We start from the raw sequence: 20,228 nt of genomic DNA, 5'->3' as shown, positions 1-20,228 counted from the left end.
TGTGTCTGAGCCAGTACTGGTTACGCCGCAAAACAGCAGGTCAGTGACCCGGTGCGTCATTCCACAGGATCTTGTGCAGTTGCAACTGCAGACGCACGGGCAGATTATCGCTGACGATCCAGTCGGCCAGCGCGCGCAGGTCGATCTGACCATAGCTCGGCGAGAACAGCACCTCACCCGCGCGCGCATCCAGCCGATACTCGATCAGCTTGGAAACTGCCCAGTCGTAGTCTTCCCGCGAGCAGATGACGAACTTGACCTGATCGTTACGACTCAGATGCTCGATATTGGCGTAAAGATTGCGGCCGACCTCGCCCGAGCCCGGGGTTTTCAGATCGACGACGCGACTGACCCGCTGATCGATCTCGGCGATGGACAGCGCCCCGCTGGTTTCCAGCGACACTTCGTAGCCGGCGTCACACAGACGTTGCAGAAGCGCCTGACAGGCTGGCTGAGCCAACGGCTCCCCGCCGGTGACGCAGACATAGCGCGGCTTGTAAGCGGCGACGCGCTCGAGAATCGCCTCGAGCGACATGATTTCACCACCGCTGAACGCGTAAGCGGAATCGCAGTATTGACAGCGCAGGGGGCAGCCGGTCAGGCGTACGAACACAGTGGGCAAACCACTGGTGCGTGTCTCCCCCTGCAACGAGTAGAAAATCTCGGTTATTCGCAGGGTATGGTGCATATCAGCCACGGGCGTAACGGCTAAACAGGCCATCCGCCTCCGTTGCGGGAAAAGGGCCGGTAGTTTAACGAAAAAACCCGCCTCAAGGGCGGGTTTCGTTCAGGTCAGTGCAATCAGCGATTCAACTGGCGCTGCGCCAGCTGGGCAGCGGAGCTGTCGGGGTACTGCGCGATGACCTGACGCAGCATCTGTTGGGCTTTTTCCTGGTTGCCCAGGCGCAGCTCGACATCGGCAAGCTTGTAGAGCGAGTCGGGTACCTTGGCGTGTTGCGGGTAGGCCTGACTGACTTTCGCAAAGGCTTGCCCAGCGCCTTGCAGATCACCCTGGGCCAGGTTCACTTCACCCAGCCAGTATTGTGCATTGCCGGCGTAGCGGCTTTCAGGGTAGCGACGCAGGAAAGCCGTGAATGCCTGACTGGCCTTGTCGAAGTCCTTCGCCTTGATCAGGTCGAAGGCGGCGTCGTAATACAACTTTTCCTTTTCGGGGTCAGCCGACACGCTACTGGCGCCAGCTGGCGCCACATCACGGTTCGGCGACGACGAAGAGCCGCCGGCGTCTGCGCCAGCGGCTGGAGAATTCGGCGTGCTGGTTGCACCTGGGCCGGCGTTCATCAAACGCTGGTCGAGATCCTGGTAACGCTCCAGCCCTTCCTGTTGCAGGCGCTGGATCTGATTCTGCTGCTCCTCGAGCATGCCGCGCAATTGCGCGATCTCGCCCTGCATCTGTTGCAGTTGCATGAAGAGCATGCCCTGCGCCGAAGACGGAGCCGCAGCTCCGCCCCCGGCGCTGGTACCGCCATTACCCGGCCCGGACGCCGAATACCCCGGAGCGCTCACGGCGCCGCCGGATTCATATTCGACTACCGGCACCTGCGCCCCTGCAAGCAGCGGCAAACCAAGTGCAACAAAGGTCAGAGCATGGCGGTATTTGAGCATGGCTTATTACTTGCGCAGCTCTACACGACGGTTCTGAGCCCAGGACTGCTCGTCGTTACCCATGGCGACAGGACGCTCTTCGCCGTAGGAAACCAGTTCCAGCTGAGCCGGGGAAACACCCTGCAGAACCAGGTAGCGCTGTACGGCCTTGGAACGACGCTCGCCGAGGGCCATGTTGTACTCGCGGGTGCCACGCTCGTCGGTGTGACCTTCCAGAACGACACGGTTGCCGGCTGCCTGCAGGTCCTTGGCGTGGACGTCCAGTGCGCGCATGGCTTCCGGCTTCAGGTCGGAGCTGTCGTACTCGAAGTAGAAGGTGGTGATGGCGCGCAGAGCGGCTTCTTCGCTCAGGCTGCCGTCAACGGCACCGGTGTCCGCACCGTAACCGGCGTTGGGATCGATGGCAGTCGAACCTTCGCCCGAATCATCGCCGCCCTTGGAGGAACAGCCGACGGCAACAGCCATGGCCAGAGCGAGCGCAGCAAACTTACCGAATTTCAGCATTTCCATGTGTAACAACCCCAGGTTTGTGTTTGATTTTAGTGGAACATTGATACCGCATCAGTTCAGGTAAGGGGACCACGATGGCTCACGGACTTCGCCTTGAGCAGTAGGAAGCGGGAGCCTAACTCGACCATTGATGGATACGAGCATCAAGACTCCCCGGCCCTGCTGGCGGGTGGCGTAGATTAGCATGGTGCCATTAGGCGCAACAGTGGGTGACTCATCGAGACTGGTGTCCGAAAGCAACCTCAGATTGCCACGCTGCAGATCCTGCGCCGCTACCTTGAAGTTAGTGTAGCCATCCTGACGATGGATCATCACCAACGTCTTCTCATCAGCCGACAACTTAGGGTTGGCGTTGTAGTTACCCACGAAGGTTACCCGCTCGGCGTTGTTGCTACCGAGGCGCTGCTTGTAGATCTGCGGCTTGCCGGCACGGTCCGAGGTGAAGTAGATGGTCTGGCCATCAGCGCCCCAGAACGGCTCGGTATCGATCGCGTAATGATTGGTCAGGCGCTGAAGCTGGCGCGAGCCAAGGTCCATGACATAGACCTCGGGATTGCCATCCTTCGACAGCACGAATGCGAGCCGATTGCCATCCGGAGAGAACGCCGGGGCGCCATTGAGACCCTCGAAGTTGGTGATCTGCTCGCGCCGCCCGGTATCGATGTGCTGCATGAAGATGCGCGGTCGCTTCTGCTCGAACGAAACATAGGCGATACGGCGACCATCGGGCGAATAGCGCGGCGACAGGATCGGCTCGCGCGACTGCAACAGGGTCACGGCGCGGGCGCCGTCGTAGTCGGAGCGTTGCAACGTATAACGGGTGTTGTTCGCACTCATGCGCTCGGCGGTCACGTAGAGCAGGCGTGTGGAGAACGCGCCCTTGATCCCGGTGAGTTTTTCGAACGACTGGTCGGCAATGTAGTGGGCCATGTCACGCAACTGTTCAGGGGTGCCGCCGACGCTGCCGGTCATCACCTGCTGCTCGGTGGTCACGTTGAACACCGCGTACTGCACCTGCAGACGGCCACCGGAAGGCTGGATGTCGCCGATCAGCAGGTACTGGGCACCCAGGGCCTTCCAGTCACGGAAGATGACCTCGCTGGGCCGTGCCGGCATGCTGATCATGTTCTGCTTGGGAATGGGCTGAAATATGCCGGAGTTGCGCATGTCGTTGCCGATGATCTCGGCCATGTCTTCCGACAGCACGTTGCCGCCCTGCCAACCGAACGGTACGACGGCGATCGGAATCGCACGATCGCTACCGCTGGTGACGACGATATTTTTCTCCTGCGCGACGGCACTTCCCAGCACCAGCGACAGGAGAACGATAAAACCTCGGAGGTAGTTGATCACAACGCAAGATCCTCAGGCGTAAATGTCATCGTGAACGAGCGGTACGGCTGGAACTCCTGGGCGGAAAGCCCCTGCATCTCGGTCAGCCGACCGATATTCTTCACCGCGGCAACCGCGGAATTGTCGAACGGCGCATCACCACTCGACCGGGAAACGTTGACCGCGGTGATGGTGCCGTCCGGCAGCATGTTCACCCGCAGCGTTACCGACATGTTATTGCGCGCCGATGGCGGCCGGGTCCAACCCTGCGCCGCTCGCATACGGATGAGATCGTCGAAGTCGCCGGCCACCTGGTCGCCCTGGGTATCGGCCATGGCCTGCTGACGCTGTGTATCGTCGGCGAGCAACTCGGCAAGTGCCTGCGCCTTCCTGTCTTCCGCCGCCTTGCGCGCAGCCTCGGCAGCCGCTTTCTTCTTGGCCTCTTCGGCGGCTTTTTTCTTCGCAGCCTCGGCAGCCGCTTTTTTCTTCGCCTCTTCAGCCGCCTTTTTCTTGGCTTCTTCAGCGGCCTTCTTCTTTGCGGCTTCGTCGGCGGCCTTCTTCTTCGCCGCCTCGTCCGCCGCCTTCTTCCTGGCGATTTCCGCCTGCTTCTTCTGCTCGGCTACCTTTCGCGCTTCTTCGGCTTTCTTCGCATCAGCAGCCTTCTTCGCCGCTTCCACCTTCGCTGCTTCGGCCTTTCGAGCATCCGCAGCCTTCTTTTGTTCCGCAGCCGCCGCGGCCTGTTTTTCCTGCTCGATCTTGCGCTGCTCCAGCTGCTCGGCCTCGTACTGCTTGGCAGCCGTCTTCTGCGCCTCACCGGCAAGTTTCTGGTTGGTCTGGGTGGTGGCCTGGCTCTGCGACTTCAACTGGTACAGCGTCGCCTGGACGATAGGCTTGGACGGCGGCAGATCCGGCGTCATGGCGAAGCTGACGAAGAGCATGCCGAAGATGATGACGTGCAGCCCCACCGCCAGGACGGTAGGCCAGAAGTAACTCTGCGCAGATGAACGCTCGGTCGGCTGCATCAAGGTGCCTCGGTGATCAGGCCGACGTTGCCGACACCGGCCTGCTGCAGGCCACCCATGGCGTTCATGACCGAACCGTAATCCACCGCCTTGTCACCGCGCACGAATACCTGGATCTGCTTACCCTGGCTGCGATTCTGATTCATGATCGCAGTCACCGCGCGGGTCATTTCTTCCAGTGTCAGTGCCTGGTCCTGGACCGTTTCGGTATCGACTTCGCTGCCCATGTTCCAGTAGTAGGTCTTGTCGGCCTTGATCGAGATGGTCAGCACCTGGGCATCGTTGTCCTGGGGCAGCACTTCGCTGCTGACCTGCGGCAGATCGACCTTGACGCCCTGGTTGAGCATCGGCGCGGTGACCATGAAGATCACCAGCAGCACCAGCATCACGTCGATGTAGGGCACCACGTTCATCTCGGCGACCGGCTTGCGTCTGTTGCGAATTCTAGCCATGGCCTGGGGGCCTCAATCTTCGGTGGTGTGGACTTTGCGGTGGAGAATCGCCTGGAACTCATCGGCGAAGGTGTAGTAGCGGCCGATGAGCATCTCGCCACGTGCCGAGAAGCGGTTATAGGCGATGACCGCCGGGATCGCCGCGAACAGGCCGATCGCGGTCGCGATCAGTGCTTCGGCAATACCGGGCGCGACAGTGGCGAGCGTCGCCTGCTGCACCTGGGCCAGGCCGCGGAAGGAGTTCATGATGCCCCAGACGGTACCGAACAGGCCGATGTAGGGACTGGTCGAACCGACGGTGGCGAGGAACGGTAGGCTCTGCTCGAGCTTCTCTTCCTCACGGGAGATGGCGACGCGCATGGCTCGGTTCACGGCATCCATGACCGCATCGGGGTCCACGCCCTGCTGCTGGCGCAGACGGGAGAATTCCTTGAAACCGGCCCGGAAGATCTGCTCGACACCCGAATCCGGATCGGGATTGCTGCCCGCCTGGCGATAGAGCTTGGACAGGTCGATACCCGACCAGAAACGCTCTTCGAAAGTATCCAGCGAGCGCTTGGCGGCGCGCAGCAGGTTGCCGCGCTGGAAAATGAGGATCCATGAAGTCACCGAGGCAGCCACCAGGATCAGCATGACTAGCTGAACCACGAAGCTGGCATTGCTGATCAGGCTCCACATGGACATGTGATCGACGTTGGCTTCCACGCTTACTCTCCTGCAGGGGGTAGACCCGACTCGACGAACGCTGTGCGCAGCGCTTCGGGGATAGGTCGGGGTTTCAAATTCTCGGTGCGCACGCAAGCCACCAGAAACTGCCCTTCACAGAGCAGCAGATCATCCTGGGCCCGCCGCACCTGCTGCCGAAAACGCAGGCTGGCACGTTTCATCTCGACGACTTCGGCAGTTACCAGCAGTTCGTCGTCCAGCCGCGCCGGTGCGTGGTAGCGCGCCTCGCTGCTGTGCACGACGAAGAGCAGATCCTGGCCGGCCAGCTGCGACTGGGCGAAACCCAGGCTGCGCAACCGTTCGGTACGGGCCCGCTCCATGAACTTGAGGTAATTGACGTAATAAACGATGCCGCCGGCATCGGTATCTTCGTAGTACACCCGACACCGGTGGGTGAAGGGTTGACCAGCTGTTTCCGCGCGCATACTAGAGCCAGGCCCTGCAAATTCCAATTGGGTGAGACAACAATATTTTCATCACGCCGGATCGCTGCCGAACAGGTCACCAACCGGGGATTCTTCCATGCGCCGTGGCAGGTTCAGACCGAAATGCAGGTAGGCGTGGCGGGTGACCACACGCCCACGCGGTGTACGCATGATGTAGCCCTGCTGGATCAGGTAAGGCTCCAGTACATCCTCGATGGTGTGGCGCTCCTCGCTGATCGCCGCGGCAAGGCTGTCGATGCCGACCGGCCCGCCATCGAACTTCTCGATCAGGGTCAGCAGCAGCCGTCGATCCTGATGGTCCAGGCCGCGCTCGTCGACGTCGAGCATGTTCAGGGCAAGATCGGCAATGGCCCGGGTGATCTCGCCATTGCCCCGCACTTCGGCAAAGTCACGCACTCGACGCAGCAGCCTGTTGGCGATTCGCGGCGTGCCACGGGCGCGACGAGCGATCTCGAACGCCCCCTCGACCTCGATCGGCAGGCCGAGGATACCGGCCGAACGGCTGACGATGGTCGCCAGGTCCGCGGTGGAGTAGAACTCGAGCCGCTGAACGATCCCGAAGCGATCGCGCAGCGGATTGGTGAGCATGCCCGCCCGGGTGGTAGCACCCACCAGGGTGAAGGGCGGCAGGTCGAGCTTGATCGAGCGCGCCGCCGGCCCTTCGCCGATCATGATGTCCAGCTGGAAATCTTCCATCGCCGGATACAGCACTTCCTCGACGATGGGCGACAGCCGGTGGATCTCGTCGACGAAGAGGATGTCGCCCTGCTCCAGGTTGGTCAGCAGCGCGGCGAGGTCGCCCGGCCGCTCCAGCACCGGGCCGGAGGTGCTCTTGATCGAGACGCCCATTTCCTGCGCGATGATGTTCGCCAGCGTGGTCTTGCCCAGCCCCGGAGGACCGAATATCAGGGTATGGTCCAGCGCCTCGCTGCGTCCTCGCGCAGCGCGGATGAACAAGTCCATCTGCTCGCGCACCAACGGCTGGCCGATGTAGTCGGCCAGGCTCAGCGGACGAATGGCGCGGTCGAACTGTTCTTCGCGATCACGACCGGTGGGGGCAATCAGACGATCAGCTTCGATCACTACACCATTCCCTTGAGTGCACGGCGGATCAGGTCTTCACTGCTCAAATCGTCTTCCTGTACGGCGGAAACGGCACGGCTGGCCTCTTGGGGTTTGAAACCGAGGGAAATCAGCGCACTGACCGCATCATTCTCGGCGCTTGAGACTGCCACATTCGCCCGGGGTTCCACCACCAGAGGCGCGATGGACGGCATGTTCTCCCAGGCCTTGAAGCGATCCTTGAGCTCGACCAGCAAGCGCTCGGCCGTCTTCTTGCCGACTCCCGGTATCTTCACCAGCACGGAAGTATCCTGCGCCTGTACACAACGCACCAACTCATCCACTTCGAGCCCGGACATCAGCGCCAGCGCCAGCTTGGGGCCCACGCCATTGAGGCGGATCAGCTCGCGGAACAGCTCACGGTCGCGCTTTTCGGCAAAGCCGTAGAGCAGCTGTGCATCTTCACGCACCACCAGGTGGGTGTGCAGCGTCACCGGCTCGCCAAGCGCCGGCAAACGGTAAAGCGTGGTCATCGGCACCTCGACTTCATAGCCGACGCCGTTTACATCCAGAATCAAATGTGGCGGCTGTTTCTCAGCCAGGGTGCCGCGCAAACGTCCAATCACGGTAATCACTTCCTATTTCGACCGATCGAGCGGCCCGAATGACCTGCATGCCGCCTTTACAAACGCAGGCGTCCGCCTCTTCGCCTGGCGCCCGCCAGGCCGTGGGGGATCAGGCTTTGCCGATGGTGCGCATGGCACAGGGCGATCGCCAGCGCGTCGGAGGCATCGATCTGCGGCTTCTTCACTAGTTTCAGCAGGTGCATCACCATCATCTGTACCTGCTCCTTGTCGGCGCCCCCGGTACCGGCAATGGCCTGCTTGACCTGAGTAGCCGTGTATTCGGCAATCTCCAGCCCCTGCTCCGCCGCCGCCACGATCGCAGCCCCCCGCGCCTGCCCGAGCTTGAGCGCGGAATCGGCATTGCGCGCCATGAACACCTGCTCGATGCCCATGGTTACCGGGCCGTGCAGGCGAATCACCTCGCTGACCCCGGCGAACACTGCCTGCAACCGGGCGGACAGCTCGCCACTGCCCGTGCGGATACAGCCAGACGCCACATACTCGCAATTGCGACCGGTATCGCGGACGACGCCGTAGCCGGTGATGCGCGAGCCGGGATCGATCCCGAGGATAAGGGTCATGCGTCCGCCATACTGTCTATTTATCCAGCGGCAAGTATAGGGAGCTCGTGGCTCGGCGGCTAGCCACATAACTCCGCGTCCGCGACGCCAATAGGGCCGAACCTGTCCGAGATCGTTCCCACGCCTCCAGCGTGGGAACGCCAACCTTGCCGGGTGCCCACGCGGGAGCGTGGGCACCATCGGTTGAAGAAATAACCTCGCGCTACCCCATATCCAACGCTCGTTTCCACGCTTCCGCGCCACTAGTGTCCGGGGAAAATTGTTCATAGCTGAAGGCTTCCCATGGCGATCCTCAGCTTCGCCTGGTTACGTCGTCGCTCAGCCGCTTTGAGCATCGCCGCTGGCCGTTCGAACAGGCTGTACGCAAGCTGAGTAGCAAACTCATAAATGCTGCCGGTGGCACATGAGTGCCGCCGGTAGGCATGCAGCAAGAGAAACGCAAGCAGGGCACTGTAGATCTGCAGGCGCACGGCATTTTCCGAACAGCCGAAATAGTGCTTGAGCTTCAGATGCTGCTTGATCCATTTGAAGAACAGCTCGATTTGCCAGCGCTGCTTGTAGAGTGCAGCGATCTGCTGGGCGCTTCGTTTGAAGTCATTGGTGATCAGGATCAGGTCGGGCTTGTCGCCATCGCGGTTGACCCGAATACGGCGCACATCCTGTCCGAAATAGCGGTTGGGGCGTTTGGTGTTGAGGATTTTCTTGTTGAAGCGAACCACCTCGTCCGACTCGATACCGGGTTCAGTACCGGTCTTTGTCAGCTCTCGAATACGCGCCACATTGGCATTTTTCTTCAGCCGAGTGACAAAGACAGAACCCGCCTGATCGATGCGGTGCCACCAGTTGTAATCGCAGTAGCCCTTGTCGAATACGTAGGTAACACCCGCCTCGATAGGCATTTGCAGCGCATCGCTCAGGTCATTGAGGTTGGCGGGTGTGACGTTCACGTACGTTGGGGCCAGTTGTTGGGCATCCAGCCCGACATGGATCTTGAGCCCCTGGGTGATCCGCGTCTTGGTGGCGAGAGTCCAGTCGTCGAACCTGGGGCCTCGCAGGGTAATGCAGGTCGAGTCGATCAAGCTGATCATCGGCGCTATCGAGCGTCTCTGCTTGCGCCCGACCTGGGTCAGCAGTAGCTGACAGACCGCCTTTAACGGTTCGGGCGATCGCTTTTGCAAGGCATCACTGAGTGTCGAGCGGCTCAGACTGTTGGCGTTGAGGTGGTAACGATGGGGCTGCAACGCCTGTGAGGTCACAGCCAGCGAACGCAGGCTCCGCGCCTGAGTCAACTGCCCCAATAGCAGGGTAACCAACAGGTCCCATGAGCTGACCTTCTTGACGTACCGGTCGGCCTGACTCTGCTTGACCGCTGCATTAAAGGCCGCGCGTGGAATGAATTGCAGGATGTGGGAAAGGCGGATGGGTGAAAACATTTACGGCTGCTCAAATCGAGTCTAGAAACCCGATTATCAGCCAAAGGCCTACGGCAGCGGGGGGTGTGGGGCACCCCCGCGTTTTTACCGGACACTAGTGACGCTTCCGCGCGGGAATGCACCTAAGAGGTCCTGCCACCCAACGGACGCATCCCATCGGGGCGCCCACGCCGGAGCATGGGCGCCATCGACTACTGACGATCCAGTTGACAGCATCCGCTACTCCAATAAAAAACCGGAAGCACCAAGGTGACTTCCGGTTCCTGGCCTGCGCCGACGGATCAGTCCAGCTGTTCCATCAGCTCATCAGGAATTTCAGCGTTATGGTAGACGTTCTGCACGTCGTCCAGATCTTCCAGCGCGTCGATCAGGCGCAGCACCTTCTGTGCGGTTTCCAGATCGGCGAGCGGTGCGGCGATGGAGGGAATCATGGCGATGTCCGCTTCCTCGCCCTTGAAGCCGGCGGTGCTCAGCGCTTCGTTGACGGCATGGAAATCGGCGAAGCTGGTGGAGACCAGCGCCGAGCCATCATCACCCATCTCCACATCATCGGCACCCGCCTCCAATGCCGCTTCCATCAGCGCATCTTCGTCCACGCCCGCGGCAAAACTGATCTGGCCCTTGCGGTCGAACATGTAGGCGACCGAACCATCGGTGCCCAGGTTGCCACCATGCTTGCTGAAGGCATGGCGCACTTCGGCGGCGGTGCGGTTGCGGTTGTCCGTCATGGCCTCGACGATGATGGCCACGCCGCTGGGCGCATAGCCCTCGTAGGTCAGCTCCGTCATGTTGTCGGCATCGTTGGTGCCGGCACCACGGGCGATGGCACGGTCGATCACATCGCGCGACATGTTGGCCGTCAGCGCCTTGTCCACGGCCAGGCGCAGGCGCGGGTTGTCCGCCGGGACCGGACCGCTCTTGGCGGCAACGGTCAGCTCACGAATGATCTTGGTGAAAATCTTGCCGCGCTTGGCGTCCTGGCGCCCCTTGCGGTGCTTGATGTTGGCCCATTTGGAATGACCAGCCATAACTGCCTCCCTCTTTGATCAACTTTCTACTTGCTGTAACGCAGAAGCCCAGGTTTCCCTGGGCTCCGGCTTTGCCGTTATTCGGCTTTGGGCTGCTCGCGCAGGCGAATATGCAATTCGCGCAGTGCCTTGCTGTCCACCGCACCCGGCGCCTGGGTCATGACGTCCGCCGCGCTCTGAGTTTTCGGGAAGGCGATCACCTCGCGAATCGATTGCGCGCCAGTCATCAGCATCACTAGGCGGTCCAGGCCGAAGGCCAGGCCACCGTGCGGCGGCGCACCGTACTTCAGTGCATCGAGCAGGAAGCCGAACTTCTCGTTCTGCTCCGCCTCGTCGATACCGAGGATGCGGAATACGGTCTGCTGCATGTCCTTGCGATGAATACGGATGGAGCCGCCACCGAGCTCGGTGCCGTTGAGCACCATGTCATAGGCGCGCGACAGTGCGGCGCCCGGATTGGCTTCCAGTTCCTCGGGGGTGCACTTGGGTGCAGTGAAGGGATGGTGCAACGCCGACAGCGAACCGTCGTCGTTCTCCTCGAACATCGGGAAGTCCACCACCCACATCGGTGCCCATTCGCAGGTCAGCAGGTTCAGGTCATGCCCCAGCTTGATGCGTAGCGCACCCAGCGCCTCGGACACGATCTTCGCCTTGTCGGCGCCGAAGAAGACGATGTCGCCATCGACCGCACCCACACGATCGAGGATCGCATTGAGATTGGCTTCCGGGATGTTCTTGACGATCGGCGACTGCAGGCCTTCGACACCCTTGGCGCGCTCGTTGACCTTGATGTAGGCCAGCCCCTTCGCGCCATAGATGCCGACGAACTTGGTGTAGTCGTCGATCTGCTTGCGCGGCAAGCTCGCCCCGCCCGGCACGCGCAGCGCGGCAACGCGGCACTTGGTATCGTTGGCCGGGCCGGCGAATACCTTGAATTCGACGTCCTTGAGCTGGTCTTCGACATCGACCAGTTCCAGCGGGATGCGCAGGTCCGGCTTGTCCGAGCCGTAGCGACGCATGGCTTCCTCGAACGGCATGTGCGGGAACTCGCCGAACTCGACGCCCAGCACTTCCTTGAACAGCTTGCGCACCATGCCCTCGGTGATGCCGATGATGTCGGATTCGTCGAGGAAGCTGGTCTCGATGTCGATCTGAGTGAATTCCGGCTGACGGTCGGCCCGCAGGTCTTCGTCGCGGAAGCACTTGGCGATCTGGTAGTAGCGATCGAAGCCGGCCACCATCAGCAGCTGCTTGAACAGCTGCGGCGACTGCGGCAGGGCGAAGAAGCTGCCGGGATGAGTGCGGCTGGGCACCAGGTAATCGCGGGCGCCTTCAGGGGTGGCGCGGGTCAGGATCGGCGTCTCGACATCGAGGAAACCGTTTTCATCCAGATAACGACGGATGCTGGTCGTGATACTGGAGCGCAACTTGAGCTTCTCGGCCATTTCCGGGCGGCGCAGGTCGATGAAACGGTAGCGCAGACGAGTTTCCTCGCCCACGTCGCTGTATTCGTTGAGCGGGAACGGCGGGGTTTCCGCCTCGTTCAGCACTTCCAGCTCATAGCCCAGCACTTCGATGGCGCCGGAGGCCATGTTCGGGTTGCGCGCGCCTTCCGGGCGCAGGCGGACCTTGCCGGTGATCTTCACGACATACTCGCTGCGCACCCGATCGGCCGCCGCGAACGTCTCGGCGCGGTCGGGATCGAACACCACCTGGGCCATGCCTTCGCGATCACGCACGTCGAGGAAAATGACCCCGCCGTGGTCGCGGCGGCGATGGACCCAACCGCAAAGAGTGATTTCCTGGCCGTCCAGGCTTTCGTTCAACTGGCCGCAATAGTGGCTGCGCATCATGGTGGGGTTCGCTTCTCGTATCTTGAATTCGTTGGGTCGCACAAAACGCGACAAAGCTGACGGTACCTTGGCGGTGCATCCGCCGCCTGGCGCTGACGGGCTTGCGATGATGCGGCACTGCAGCTTCGCTGCCTCGCGCTCTTTGGGCCGTCAGGCACAAGGGCGGGATTATATCTGGTTAATCCACGCGACGCAGCCGTCGACCCATCGCCCGTTTGAACCCACGCGGCGCATGGGCCTCCAAACGATGCATCGGTGCGACACCGCATCGCCTCACAAATCTTCCACGTTTTCTGGCATAACTATTAGCCGAACCAACCGACTCAGGAGAGAACCATGGAAATCGATATCGGTATCGACGAGAAGGACCGCGCCGCCATCGCCGAAGGCCTGTCCCGCCTGCTCGCCGACACCTACACCCTGTACCTGAAGACCCACAACTTCCACTGGAACGTTACCGGTCCGATGTTCAACACCCTGCATACGATGTTCGAAACCCAGTACACCGAACTGGCCGTGGCCGTCGACGATATCGCCGAACGCATCCGCGCTCTCGGCTTCCCTGCGCCTGGCACCTATGGCGCCTATGCGCGCCTTTCTTCGATCAAGGAAGAAGAAGGCATTCCGGCTGCCGAGGAAATGATCAAGCTGCTGGTGCAGGGCCAGGAAGCCGTGGCACGTACCGCTCGCGGCATCTTCCCGTTGCTGGACAAGGTCAGCGACGAGCCCACCGCCGACCTGCTGACCCAGCGCATGCAGGTTCATGAAAAAACCGCATGGATGCTGCGCAGCCTGCTGGCCGCCTGAGCACGCTGACTTCAGAGGTGGATCGCTTCGGCGATCCGCCCTGCCTTCATCACCGGCCGCACCCCACGCACCGAAGAAATTCCGCGACACCCTCCAGCCGACGTACACGACCGCCTGTTCGAATACCCGCCGAGCGGTTGTTCGCCCCGATCCCGCTCGATTTGAGCGGCGCCTGCCTTTGCTGTTAAATACGCCCGCGCCGCAGCCTGAGTCGCCATCGAAATCGGACAGTGTCGCTTCCTGCCCGCCGAGCCTCCTACACGGCCCAGTGCCTGCCGCTTTTCCTATCGTGTTAGTTAACCGTGAGTCGTGAAAATGCTGAAAATCGTCCATGTATTGACGGGCATCCTTGCCCTTGTGTTGTCTTTTGTTCCAAGCCTGAGTAGCGGCATACCGCTGCTGCTTCACCCAGAGGCGATCTGCCTGCTGCTGCTCGGCCTGCTGAACGCCCAGTTCATTCCGTCTGCCCAACTGCACGCACGCGGCTCCAAGTGCCCCGTGATCCTGGCCGTCTCGATCCTGCTGGTGCTTGCCGTCGTCATACAGATCGGCGTGCTGCTGATTCCCGTTTCAGCCATCGCCGGACAACCCGCCACACTGGCGAGCCTGCTACTGGCCTTCATTGCCGTACTGCTGCACCTGGCTACCGCTCAGACGCGCGATGAGCGTCACGGCCGCACCGCCTCCGCACCACGCGCCAGAAATACGGGTGCCGTAGCCCCAGCCGCAGGCCGCGAGACCGGAACGGTCAAATGGTTCAACACATCGAAAGGCTTTGGCTTCATCTCGCGCGACAGCGGCGATGATGTCTTCGTCCATTTCCGCGCGATTCGTGGCGAAGGCCACCGGGTACTGGTCGAAGGCCAGCGTGTCGAATACACCATCATGATGCGTGACAAGGGCCTGCAGGCCGAAGACGTGGTCACCACTCACTAAGCGGTCTGACGAAGCACTATCCCTAGATAACGAAAAAGCCAGGGTTTTCGCCCTGGCTTTTTCGTTTCCCGAATCAATCAATAGTGTGGCGGAGGCGCCTCGTCTTCATCGCCGCCTATCCTGTTCTGCAGATCCGCCTGCCTCCTGGCCAGCATGCCCATCTGCGCCTGCAACAGGTCGATGGCACGCTGCTGCTCGACCAGCACGTCGTTCAAGGCCTGAATCGTATCGTCCTGAAAGGCCAAACGTGCCTCCAGATCGGCCATGCGGCTGTCCAACTCCATCATCTATTCTCCGAAGCGGAAATCATCGGTAAGCACCAGCTCCAGCTTCCGCCGAATCGCCGCAATCTGTTGCTCGGTGTAGGGCTCGGCGGGGTGGCGCCCCCAGACCGGAGCAGGCCAGGCCGCATCGTCGCGCCGCCGAGCGATGACATGCATGTGCAGCTGCCCCACCACGTTGCCCAACGTGGCGACATTCATCTTGTCCGCGCCGAAGGTATCCTTGAGGGTTTCGGCCAGGGCCGTGGTTTCACGCCACAACGCCTGCTGATCGTCAGCATCCAGCTGAAACAGCTCGCTGACCTCCTCCCGACGCGGCACCAGGATGAACCATGGATAGTGGCTGTCATTCATCAACAACAGGCGACACAAGGGGAAATCCCCCAGCGGCAAGGTGTCCTGCTCCAGCCGAGAATCGAGAACGAACATAGCGACGCTCCTGCTCAGATTTTTGCGCAAGGATACTCCAAACCCGCCAATACCGCCCTGCACCGAAGCGGCCCGAACTCTCGGCCTCATGCTCGTTTCTGGCGCAGGCCTGTGCGCCGGCATGGCACCAAATCACGAGAAACCGCGGCACGGCGAAATTGCGCATGGTTATTGCAACGGCTCGTATGAGCTGAAAAGGGGCAGGAAAATCTATAAAGGCTGCGGTAAGCTTGCCGCCGTTCGTTTCTCAGGCTACACAGTAATTCTCGGAACTTGATTTCCAGGAGTTGCTACAGGTCACGACCAGCCGAACAAACGTTGATTAGATTGAAGCTCGATACAAAAAACAAAATGCCCCTCTCCGGCACACCGAAGAGTAAGCACCAATTAGAACCAAGGGAGCGATCACTGATGAAAGTGATGAAGTGGAGCGTCATAGCAATGGCCGTTGCGGCCGGTACCTCTCAGCTGGCATTCGCCAGTGCCCAATCGGAATCCAAGGGTTTCGTGGACGATGCCAGTCTGGATCTGTTGCTGCGCAATACCTATTGGAACCGTGACCATAACAATGGCAACCACGACAGGAAGACCTGGGCCCAAGGCTTTATCTTGACGTTCGAATCTGGCTTCACTCAAGGCCCGGTAGGCTTTGGTGTCGATGCCTATGGCTTGCTCGGCCTGCGACTTGATGGTGGACAGGACGACATGTTCCCCGGCGGCCCCACCGATTCAGAGCTCCCAGGGGACTGGGCGGATGATCTTTCCGAAGCAGGCGCCGCTGTGAAAATGCGTCTTTCCAACACCACGCTCAAATATGGCAACCAATTCGTCAATCTGCCTGTAATCGCCTCCGACGACTCTCGCCTACTGCCCGAAGCCTTTACTGGCACTTTTATCACCAGCACTGAAATCGAAGGCCTGGAGCTGAATGCTGGCCGCTTCACCGCAGACAGCCCAATGGGTTCACCCGCTCGCGATGACAATGGCCTGAAGAGCCTTGATGTCTTCGGAGGAACATATGCCTTCACTGACAACCTGAGCGCTTCATTGTACTTCTCCGACGTCGAAGACACTTACGACAAGAAGTACGCCAACATCAACTATGTGATGCCCCTGGCTGAAGATCAGTCGCTGACATTCGATTTCAACTACTACAAAACAGATGATATTGAAATCGTCGCTGATGCCGATGACAACACTATTTGGAGTCTTTCGGCCAAGTATGCCATCGGCTCGCATGCCTTTATCCTCGCGCACCAGCGCGTTTCGGGCGACACCGGCTATCTGTACGACAATGGCGACGGTGGCGGCAGCATTTGGGTAGCCAACTCCTTCCTCTCGGACTTCAACTTCAAAGACGAGCGGTCCTGGCAGGCCAGCTACGAGCTGGACTTTAGCGGATACGGTGTACCGGGGCTGGCTTGGAAAACCGCATACCTGCGTGGCGATAACATCGACGCGGCATTCTATGGTGGCGAGGGCGAGGCGACCGAGCGCGAAATCTTCAACCAGGTTTCCTACACCTTCCAGAATGGTGCAGCCAAGGACCTGACTCTCAGAGCTCGCAACTCGATTCTGCGGACTAACAACCCCGCCTGGAACGATGTCAACGAATGGCGTCTCTATGCCATTTACCCGTTGAACATCCTGTAATCCTTCGCGGTTACGCATGAAAGAAGCCCGGCTCTAGCCGGGCTTCTTTTTTTGCGTGAAATCATCGTATTTCCCCGCCACCCATCAGCCGCCGCACACCTGTACGCCACCCCCCGGCAGCCGTACAATGCCGAGCCAAATTACCGCTCTGCAAGGACACAACGGCCCTCATGCGCACCAGTCAGTTCCTGCTTTCGACCCTGAAAGAAACTCCATCCGATGCAGTGGTCATCAGCCACCAGCTGATGTTGCGCGCCGGGATGATCCGCAAGCTGGCTTCCGGCCTCTACACCTGGATGCCGATGGGCCTGCGCGCGCTGCGCAAGGCCGAGGCCATCGTCCGTGACGAGATGAACAAGGCCGGAGCCCTGGAAGTGCTGATGCCGGCAATCCAGCCCGCGGAGTTGTGGCAGGAATCCGGTCGCTGGGAACAATACGGCCCTGAACTGCTGCGTCTTCATGATCGCCACGACCGCGAATTCTGCGTGGGCCCGACCCACGAGGAAGTCATCACCGATCTGGCCCGCAACGAACTGAACAGCTACAAGCAGTTGCCGATCAATTTCTATCAGATCCAGACCAAGTTCCGCGACGAGATCCGCCCGCGCTTCGGCCTGATGCGCGGACGCGAGTTCCTGATGAAGGACGCCTACTCCTTCCACCTCGATCAGGATTCCCTGCAGCAGACCTATGACCGCATGCACCAGGCCTACTGCAACATCTTTTCGCGCCTGGGCCTGGACTACCGCCCGGTGCAGGCCGACACCGGCTCCATCGGTGGTACCGGCTCCCATGAATTCCACGTGCTGGCCGAATCCGGCGAAGACGATATCGCCTTCAGCGACAGCTCCGACTACGCCGCCAATATCGAGAAGGCCGAGGCCATTCCGCGCGAATCCGAACGCGGCGCCGCGACCGAAGAACTGCGCCTGGTCGACACGCCCGACACCCGGACCATTGCCGACCTGGTCGAGCAGTTCCAGCTACCGATCGAGAAAACGATCAAGACACTGGTTGTGCACGGTGCCGAAGAAGGCCAGCTGGTGGCGCTCATCGTTCGTGGCGATCATGAACTGAACGAGATCAAGGCCGCCAACCTGAGCCAGGTAGCCAGCCCGCTGGTATTCGCTTCCGAGGCCGAGATCCGTGCTGCCATCGGTGCCGGTCCGGGCTCGCTGGGCCCGCTGAAGTTGTCGATTCCCTGCGTCATCGACCGTTCGGTGGCGCTGATGAGCGACTTCGCCGCGGGCGCCAACGAAGACGGCAAGCATTACTTCGGCCTCAACTGGGAGCGCGACCTGCCGCTGCCGGAGATCGCCGACCTGCGCAACGTGGTGGCCGGCGACCCGAGCCCGGATGGCCAGGGCACTCTGGTGATCAAGCGCGGCATCGAGGTCGGGCACATCTTCCAGCTCGGCACCAAGTACAGCGAAGCCATGAACTGCAGCGTCATGGGTGAGAACGGCAAGCCGACCACTCTGACCATGGGCTGCTACGGCATCGGCGTATCCCGCGTGGTGGCTGCCGCCATCGAGCAGAACTACGACGAGCGCGGCATTCTCTGGCCGGACGCCCTGGCGCCCTTCCAGATCGCTCTGGTGCCGATGAAGTACGAGAACGAAGCGGTCCGCGACGCGACCGACAAGCTCTATGCCGAGCTCATCTCCGCCGGTTTCGAAGTTCTGCTCGATGACCGTGACAAGAAAACCAGTCCGGGCGTCAAATTCGCCGACATGGAACTGATCGGCATCCCGCATCGCATCGTCATCGGTGACCGCGGGCTCGCTGAGGGCACCCTGGAGTACAAGCATCGCCGCGATGCGCAGGCCCAGAGCGTTCCCGCTGCCGATATCCTCGACCTCATCAGATCACGCGCGAGTCGCTAACGGACATCATGCTCAACCGAAGTGTTTTCGCTTCAACCGGCGCCACGCTCTGCGTGGCGCTTCTTCTTGGCGGCTGTGCCAACCAGTTGCCGCAGCGCAGCGAGCACGAGGCGCGCACCGAAAGGCAGCTGCTCGATCACAGCCTGCGCATAGAAGTCGGCGAGCCGCTGCTGGAACTACCACAACGGCGCATCCGTATCCTGGACCAGAAGACCTTCGAAGTGACCGACTTCGAGGTGAGCCGTCGCTATGACCGCTACACGCCTTATCAGGCGTGGCGCGAGCTGTACGAGATTCCGCTGGGCGCTGTCGCCGTGGTCGCGGGTGTCGGGGCTAACGTGCTCAATGTCGTGCTGCTCGGCAATCTGCCCGAGAGCGCCACGCGTGGCTGGATCAGCTATGGCTTTGCCGGGCTCAACCCGTTCATCAATACCGAATCGAACGGCCGTGCACAGCAGAATCTCGCCAGCATCCAGGAGCAACGGCGAGATACGCGGCTGGAGTACTCGAGTCTTCCCTGGGCCGAACGCCCGGTACAGGTTGTCGCCGGCCCACAGACTCACGAACTGAACACCGACCGTAACGGCGTGCTGCGGCTCAACCTGCTCGATGGGCCGTTCGCCGAGCAGCACATCAGCGAGATCGGCAAACTGCTGCTGACGGTCGAAGACGAGCAGGACGGCACCCGTGCCGACGCCTATCTACTGGTCAGCCGCAACCTCCGTGGCAAGTTGCAGGAAGCTCACGACCTGATCTACGCGGACCTGGAAGGCGACGACATCGCCCAGTGGGTACACCGGGTCAAGCGGCTGTCCGAACTGGGGCTGGAAGAGGAAGCCAGCGAACTCGAGCAGAGCCTGATCGAGCTCACCCGCAACGACCCGGAACTGCAGCAGGAATTTCTGCACAAGCTGATGCAGGACGCCGGACGCCAAGCCAACGATCTCGGCAAGAGCGACTGACCGCCATGGCGCTGCGCAGTGCCCTGCTGATGCTGCTATTGGCGCTCGCACTGCCAGCCACGGCGAGCCTGCGTCAGGCGCCAGAACCCGAACTGCGTGATTTGCTGCAGCGCACCGTCGCCGAAGCGGACAGCTTCCAGGACCGTTTCGATGCCGAAGTCTGGCTGCTGGACATGTCGACGCGTCTCACGCGCTACATGCCGGATGCATCGGAGCGCCTGACGCTGCTGCGTCTGGTGCACCGCGAAGCCAGCAAGGCCGGCCTGAAGCCGGACATGGTGCTGGCCCTGATCCATGCCGAAAGCCATTTCGACCGCTTCGCCATTTCCAGCGTCGGTGCCCAAGGCCTGATGCAAGTGATGCCCTTTTGGAAAGCGGAATTGGGACGGCCGCAAGACAACCTCACCGACAACGCCACCAACCTGCGTTACGGCTGCACCATTCTCAGCTACTACCTCAAGCGTGAGAACGGCGATATCCAGCGCGCGCTCGCCCGCTACAACGGCAGCCTCGGCAAGACCCGCTACCCGGCGAAGGTGATCGGATTCTGGCAGGACTTCTGGTACGTGAAGCCCTGAGC

The 20,228-nt window shown here is 61.0% G+C and carries 22 protein-coding genes; 6 read left to right on the top strand and 16 right to left on the bottom strand.

Going from position 1 to position 20,228, the window contains the following annotated elements:
• Positions 1-40 precede the first annotated feature (40 nt).
• The 14 genes from queE to aspS all read right to left on the bottom strand — a co-directional run bounded on the left by queE (position 41) and on the right by aspS (position 12,694).
• Positions 41-688 carry a 7-carboxy-7-deazaguanine synthase QueE gene (gene queE, locus EA795_RS14605; protein ID WP_058078175.1) on the bottom strand — a complete coding sequence of 216 codons (648 nt, stop codon included), beginning with the start codon at positions 686-688 and terminating at the stop codon, positions 41-43.
• 113 nt (positions 689-801) lie between these two features.
• Positions 802-1,623 (bottom strand): tol-pal system protein YbgF, encoded by an 822-nt coding sequence (gene ybgF / locus EA795_RS14600; protein ID WP_122078087.1) that lies wholly within the window; start codon positions 1,621-1,623, stop codon positions 802-804.
• Positions 1,624-1,629: 6 nt separating this feature from the next.
• Positions 1,630-2,133 carry a peptidoglycan-associated lipoprotein Pal gene (pal, locus tag EA795_RS14595; protein WP_014852352.1) on the bottom strand — a complete coding sequence of 168 codons (504 nt, stop codon included), beginning with the start codon at positions 2,131-2,133 and terminating at the stop codon, positions 1,630-1,632.
• Between the two features lie 51 nt (positions 2,134-2,184).
• On the bottom strand, positions 2,185-3,486 hold the full coding sequence (gene tolB, locus EA795_RS14590; RefSeq protein ID WP_014852351.1) for a Tol-Pal system beta propeller repeat protein TolB: 1,302 nt from the start codon (positions 3,484-3,486) through the stop codon (positions 2,185-2,187).
• Entirely contained in the window at positions 3,483-4,487 is a 1,005-nt protein-coding gene (gene tolA / locus EA795_RS14585; RefSeq protein ID WP_014852350.1) for a cell envelope integrity protein TolA, read from the bottom strand. Before tolA ends, tolB begins: the two co-directional genes overlap by 4 nt.
• Entirely contained in the window at positions 4,487-4,939 is a 453-nt protein-coding gene (gene tolR, locus EA795_RS14580) for a protein TolR (protein WP_014852349.1), read from the bottom strand. The genes tolA and tolR overlap by 1 nt, the downstream gene beginning before the upstream one ends.
• Before the next feature lie 12 nt (positions 4,940-4,951).
• Complete coding sequence (gene tolQ / locus EA795_RS14575) at positions 4,952-5,644, bottom strand: protein TolQ (RefSeq protein WP_014852348.1); 693 nt, start codon at positions 5,642-5,644, stop codon at positions 4,952-4,954.
• A gap of 2 nt (positions 5,645-5,646) precedes the next feature.
• The gene (gene ybgC, locus EA795_RS14570) at positions 5,647-6,090 is read right to left on the bottom strand and encodes a tol-pal system-associated acyl-CoA thioesterase (RefSeq protein WP_014852347.1); all 444 of its coding nucleotides are present in this window, start codon (positions 6,088-6,090) and stop codon (positions 5,647-5,649) included.
• Positions 6,091-6,141: 51 nt separating this feature from the next.
• Positions 6,142-7,194: a Holliday junction branch migration DNA helicase RuvB gene (ruvB, locus tag EA795_RS14565; protein WP_122078085.1), complete on the bottom strand. Its 1,053-nt coding sequence runs from the start codon at positions 7,192-7,194 to the stop codon at positions 6,142-6,144.
• Positions 7,194-7,799, bottom strand: a complete 606-nt coding sequence (ruvA, locus tag EA795_RS14560; RefSeq protein ID WP_014852345.1) for a Holliday junction branch migration protein RuvA — start codon at positions 7,797-7,799, stop codon at positions 7,194-7,196. Before ruvA ends, ruvB begins: the two co-directional genes overlap by 1 nt.
• Before the next feature lie 56 nt (positions 7,800-7,855).
• Positions 7,856-8,380, bottom strand: coding sequence for a crossover junction endodeoxyribonuclease RuvC (gene ruvC, locus EA795_RS14555; protein WP_014852344.1), 525 nt, complete (start codon positions 8,378-8,380; stop codon positions 7,856-7,858).
• A 263-nt stretch (positions 8,381-8,643) separates the two neighbouring features.
• A complete protein-coding gene (locus EA795_RS14550; RefSeq protein ID WP_014851547.1) occupies positions 8,644-9,813 on the bottom strand; it encodes an IS4 family transposase in 1,170 nt (389 codons plus the stop codon).
• A gap of 281 nt (positions 9,814-10,094) precedes the next feature.
• Positions 10,095-10,841 (bottom strand): YebC/PmpR family DNA-binding transcriptional regulator, encoded by a 747-nt coding sequence (locus EA795_RS14545; RefSeq protein WP_014852343.1) that lies wholly within the window; start codon positions 10,839-10,841, stop codon positions 10,095-10,097.
• A 77-nt stretch (positions 10,842-10,918) separates the two neighbouring features.
• Positions 10,919-12,694 carry an aspartate--tRNA ligase gene (aspS, locus tag EA795_RS14540; RefSeq protein ID WP_122078083.1) on the bottom strand — a complete coding sequence of 592 codons (1,776 nt, stop codon included), beginning with the start codon at positions 12,692-12,694 and terminating at the stop codon, positions 10,919-10,921.
• A 336-nt stretch (positions 12,695-13,030) separates the two neighbouring features.
• On the opposite strand from aspS, the gene EA795_RS14535 reads away from it, so the two are divergent.
• Both EA795_RS14535 and EA795_RS21520 read left to right on the top strand, forming a co-directional pair.
• Positions 13,031-13,501 carry a Dps family protein gene (locus EA795_RS14535; RefSeq protein ID WP_014852341.1) on the top strand — a complete coding sequence of 157 codons (471 nt, stop codon included), beginning with the start codon at positions 13,031-13,033 and terminating at the stop codon, positions 13,499-13,501.
• A 315-nt stretch (positions 13,502-13,816) separates the two neighbouring features.
• Positions 13,817-14,437, top strand: a complete 621-nt coding sequence (locus EA795_RS21520; RefSeq protein ID WP_122078081.1) for a cold-shock protein — start codon at positions 13,817-13,819, stop codon at positions 14,435-14,437.
• A 77-nt stretch (positions 14,438-14,514) separates the two neighbouring features.
• Here EA795_RS21520 and EA795_RS14525 read toward each other — a convergent pair whose 3' ends face one another.
• Complete coding sequence (locus tag EA795_RS14525) at positions 14,515-14,721, bottom strand: SlyX family protein (protein ID WP_014852339.1); 207 nt, start codon at positions 14,719-14,721, stop codon at positions 14,515-14,517.
• A 3-nt stretch (positions 14,722-14,724) separates the two neighbouring features.
• Positions 14,725-15,147, bottom strand: a complete 423-nt coding sequence (locus EA795_RS14520; RefSeq protein WP_122078079.1) for an HIT family protein — start codon at positions 15,145-15,147, stop codon at positions 14,725-14,727.
• 411 nt (positions 15,148-15,558) lie between these two features.
• Here EA795_RS14520 and EA795_RS14515 point away from each other — a divergent pair, with 411 nt between their 5' ends.
• The 4 genes from EA795_RS14515 (at position 15,559) to EA795_RS14500 (ending at position 20,226) form a co-directional block, all read left to right on the top strand.
• On the top strand, positions 15,559-16,800 hold the full coding sequence (locus tag EA795_RS14515) for an OprD family porin (RefSeq protein WP_058078168.1): 1,242 nt from the start codon (positions 15,559-15,561) through the stop codon (positions 16,798-16,800).
• 170 nt (positions 16,801-16,970) lie between these two features.
• A complete protein-coding gene (locus EA795_RS14510; RefSeq protein ID WP_122078078.1) occupies positions 16,971-18,686 on the top strand; it encodes a proline--tRNA ligase in 1,716 nt (571 codons plus the stop codon).
• An 8-nt stretch (positions 18,687-18,694) separates the two neighbouring features.
• Entirely contained in the window at positions 18,695-19,648 is a 954-nt protein-coding gene (locus EA795_RS14505; RefSeq protein ID WP_122078076.1) for a hypothetical protein, read from the top strand.
• A 5-nt stretch (positions 19,649-19,653) separates the two neighbouring features.
• Positions 19,654-20,226, top strand: a complete 573-nt coding sequence (locus EA795_RS14500; RefSeq protein ID WP_122078075.1) for a lytic transglycosylase domain-containing protein — start codon at positions 19,654-19,656, stop codon at positions 20,224-20,226.
• The last annotated feature ends 2 nt before the right edge of the window (positions 20,227-20,228 follow it).

Origin of the sequence: Stutzerimonas nitrititolerans (assembly GCF_003696285.1) — a bacterium.
Lineage (GTDB): Bacteria > Pseudomonadota > Gammaproteobacteria > Pseudomonadales > Pseudomonadaceae > Stutzerimonas > Stutzerimonas nitrititolerans.
This window is presented reverse-complemented; position numbering and strand designations above follow the sequence as displayed.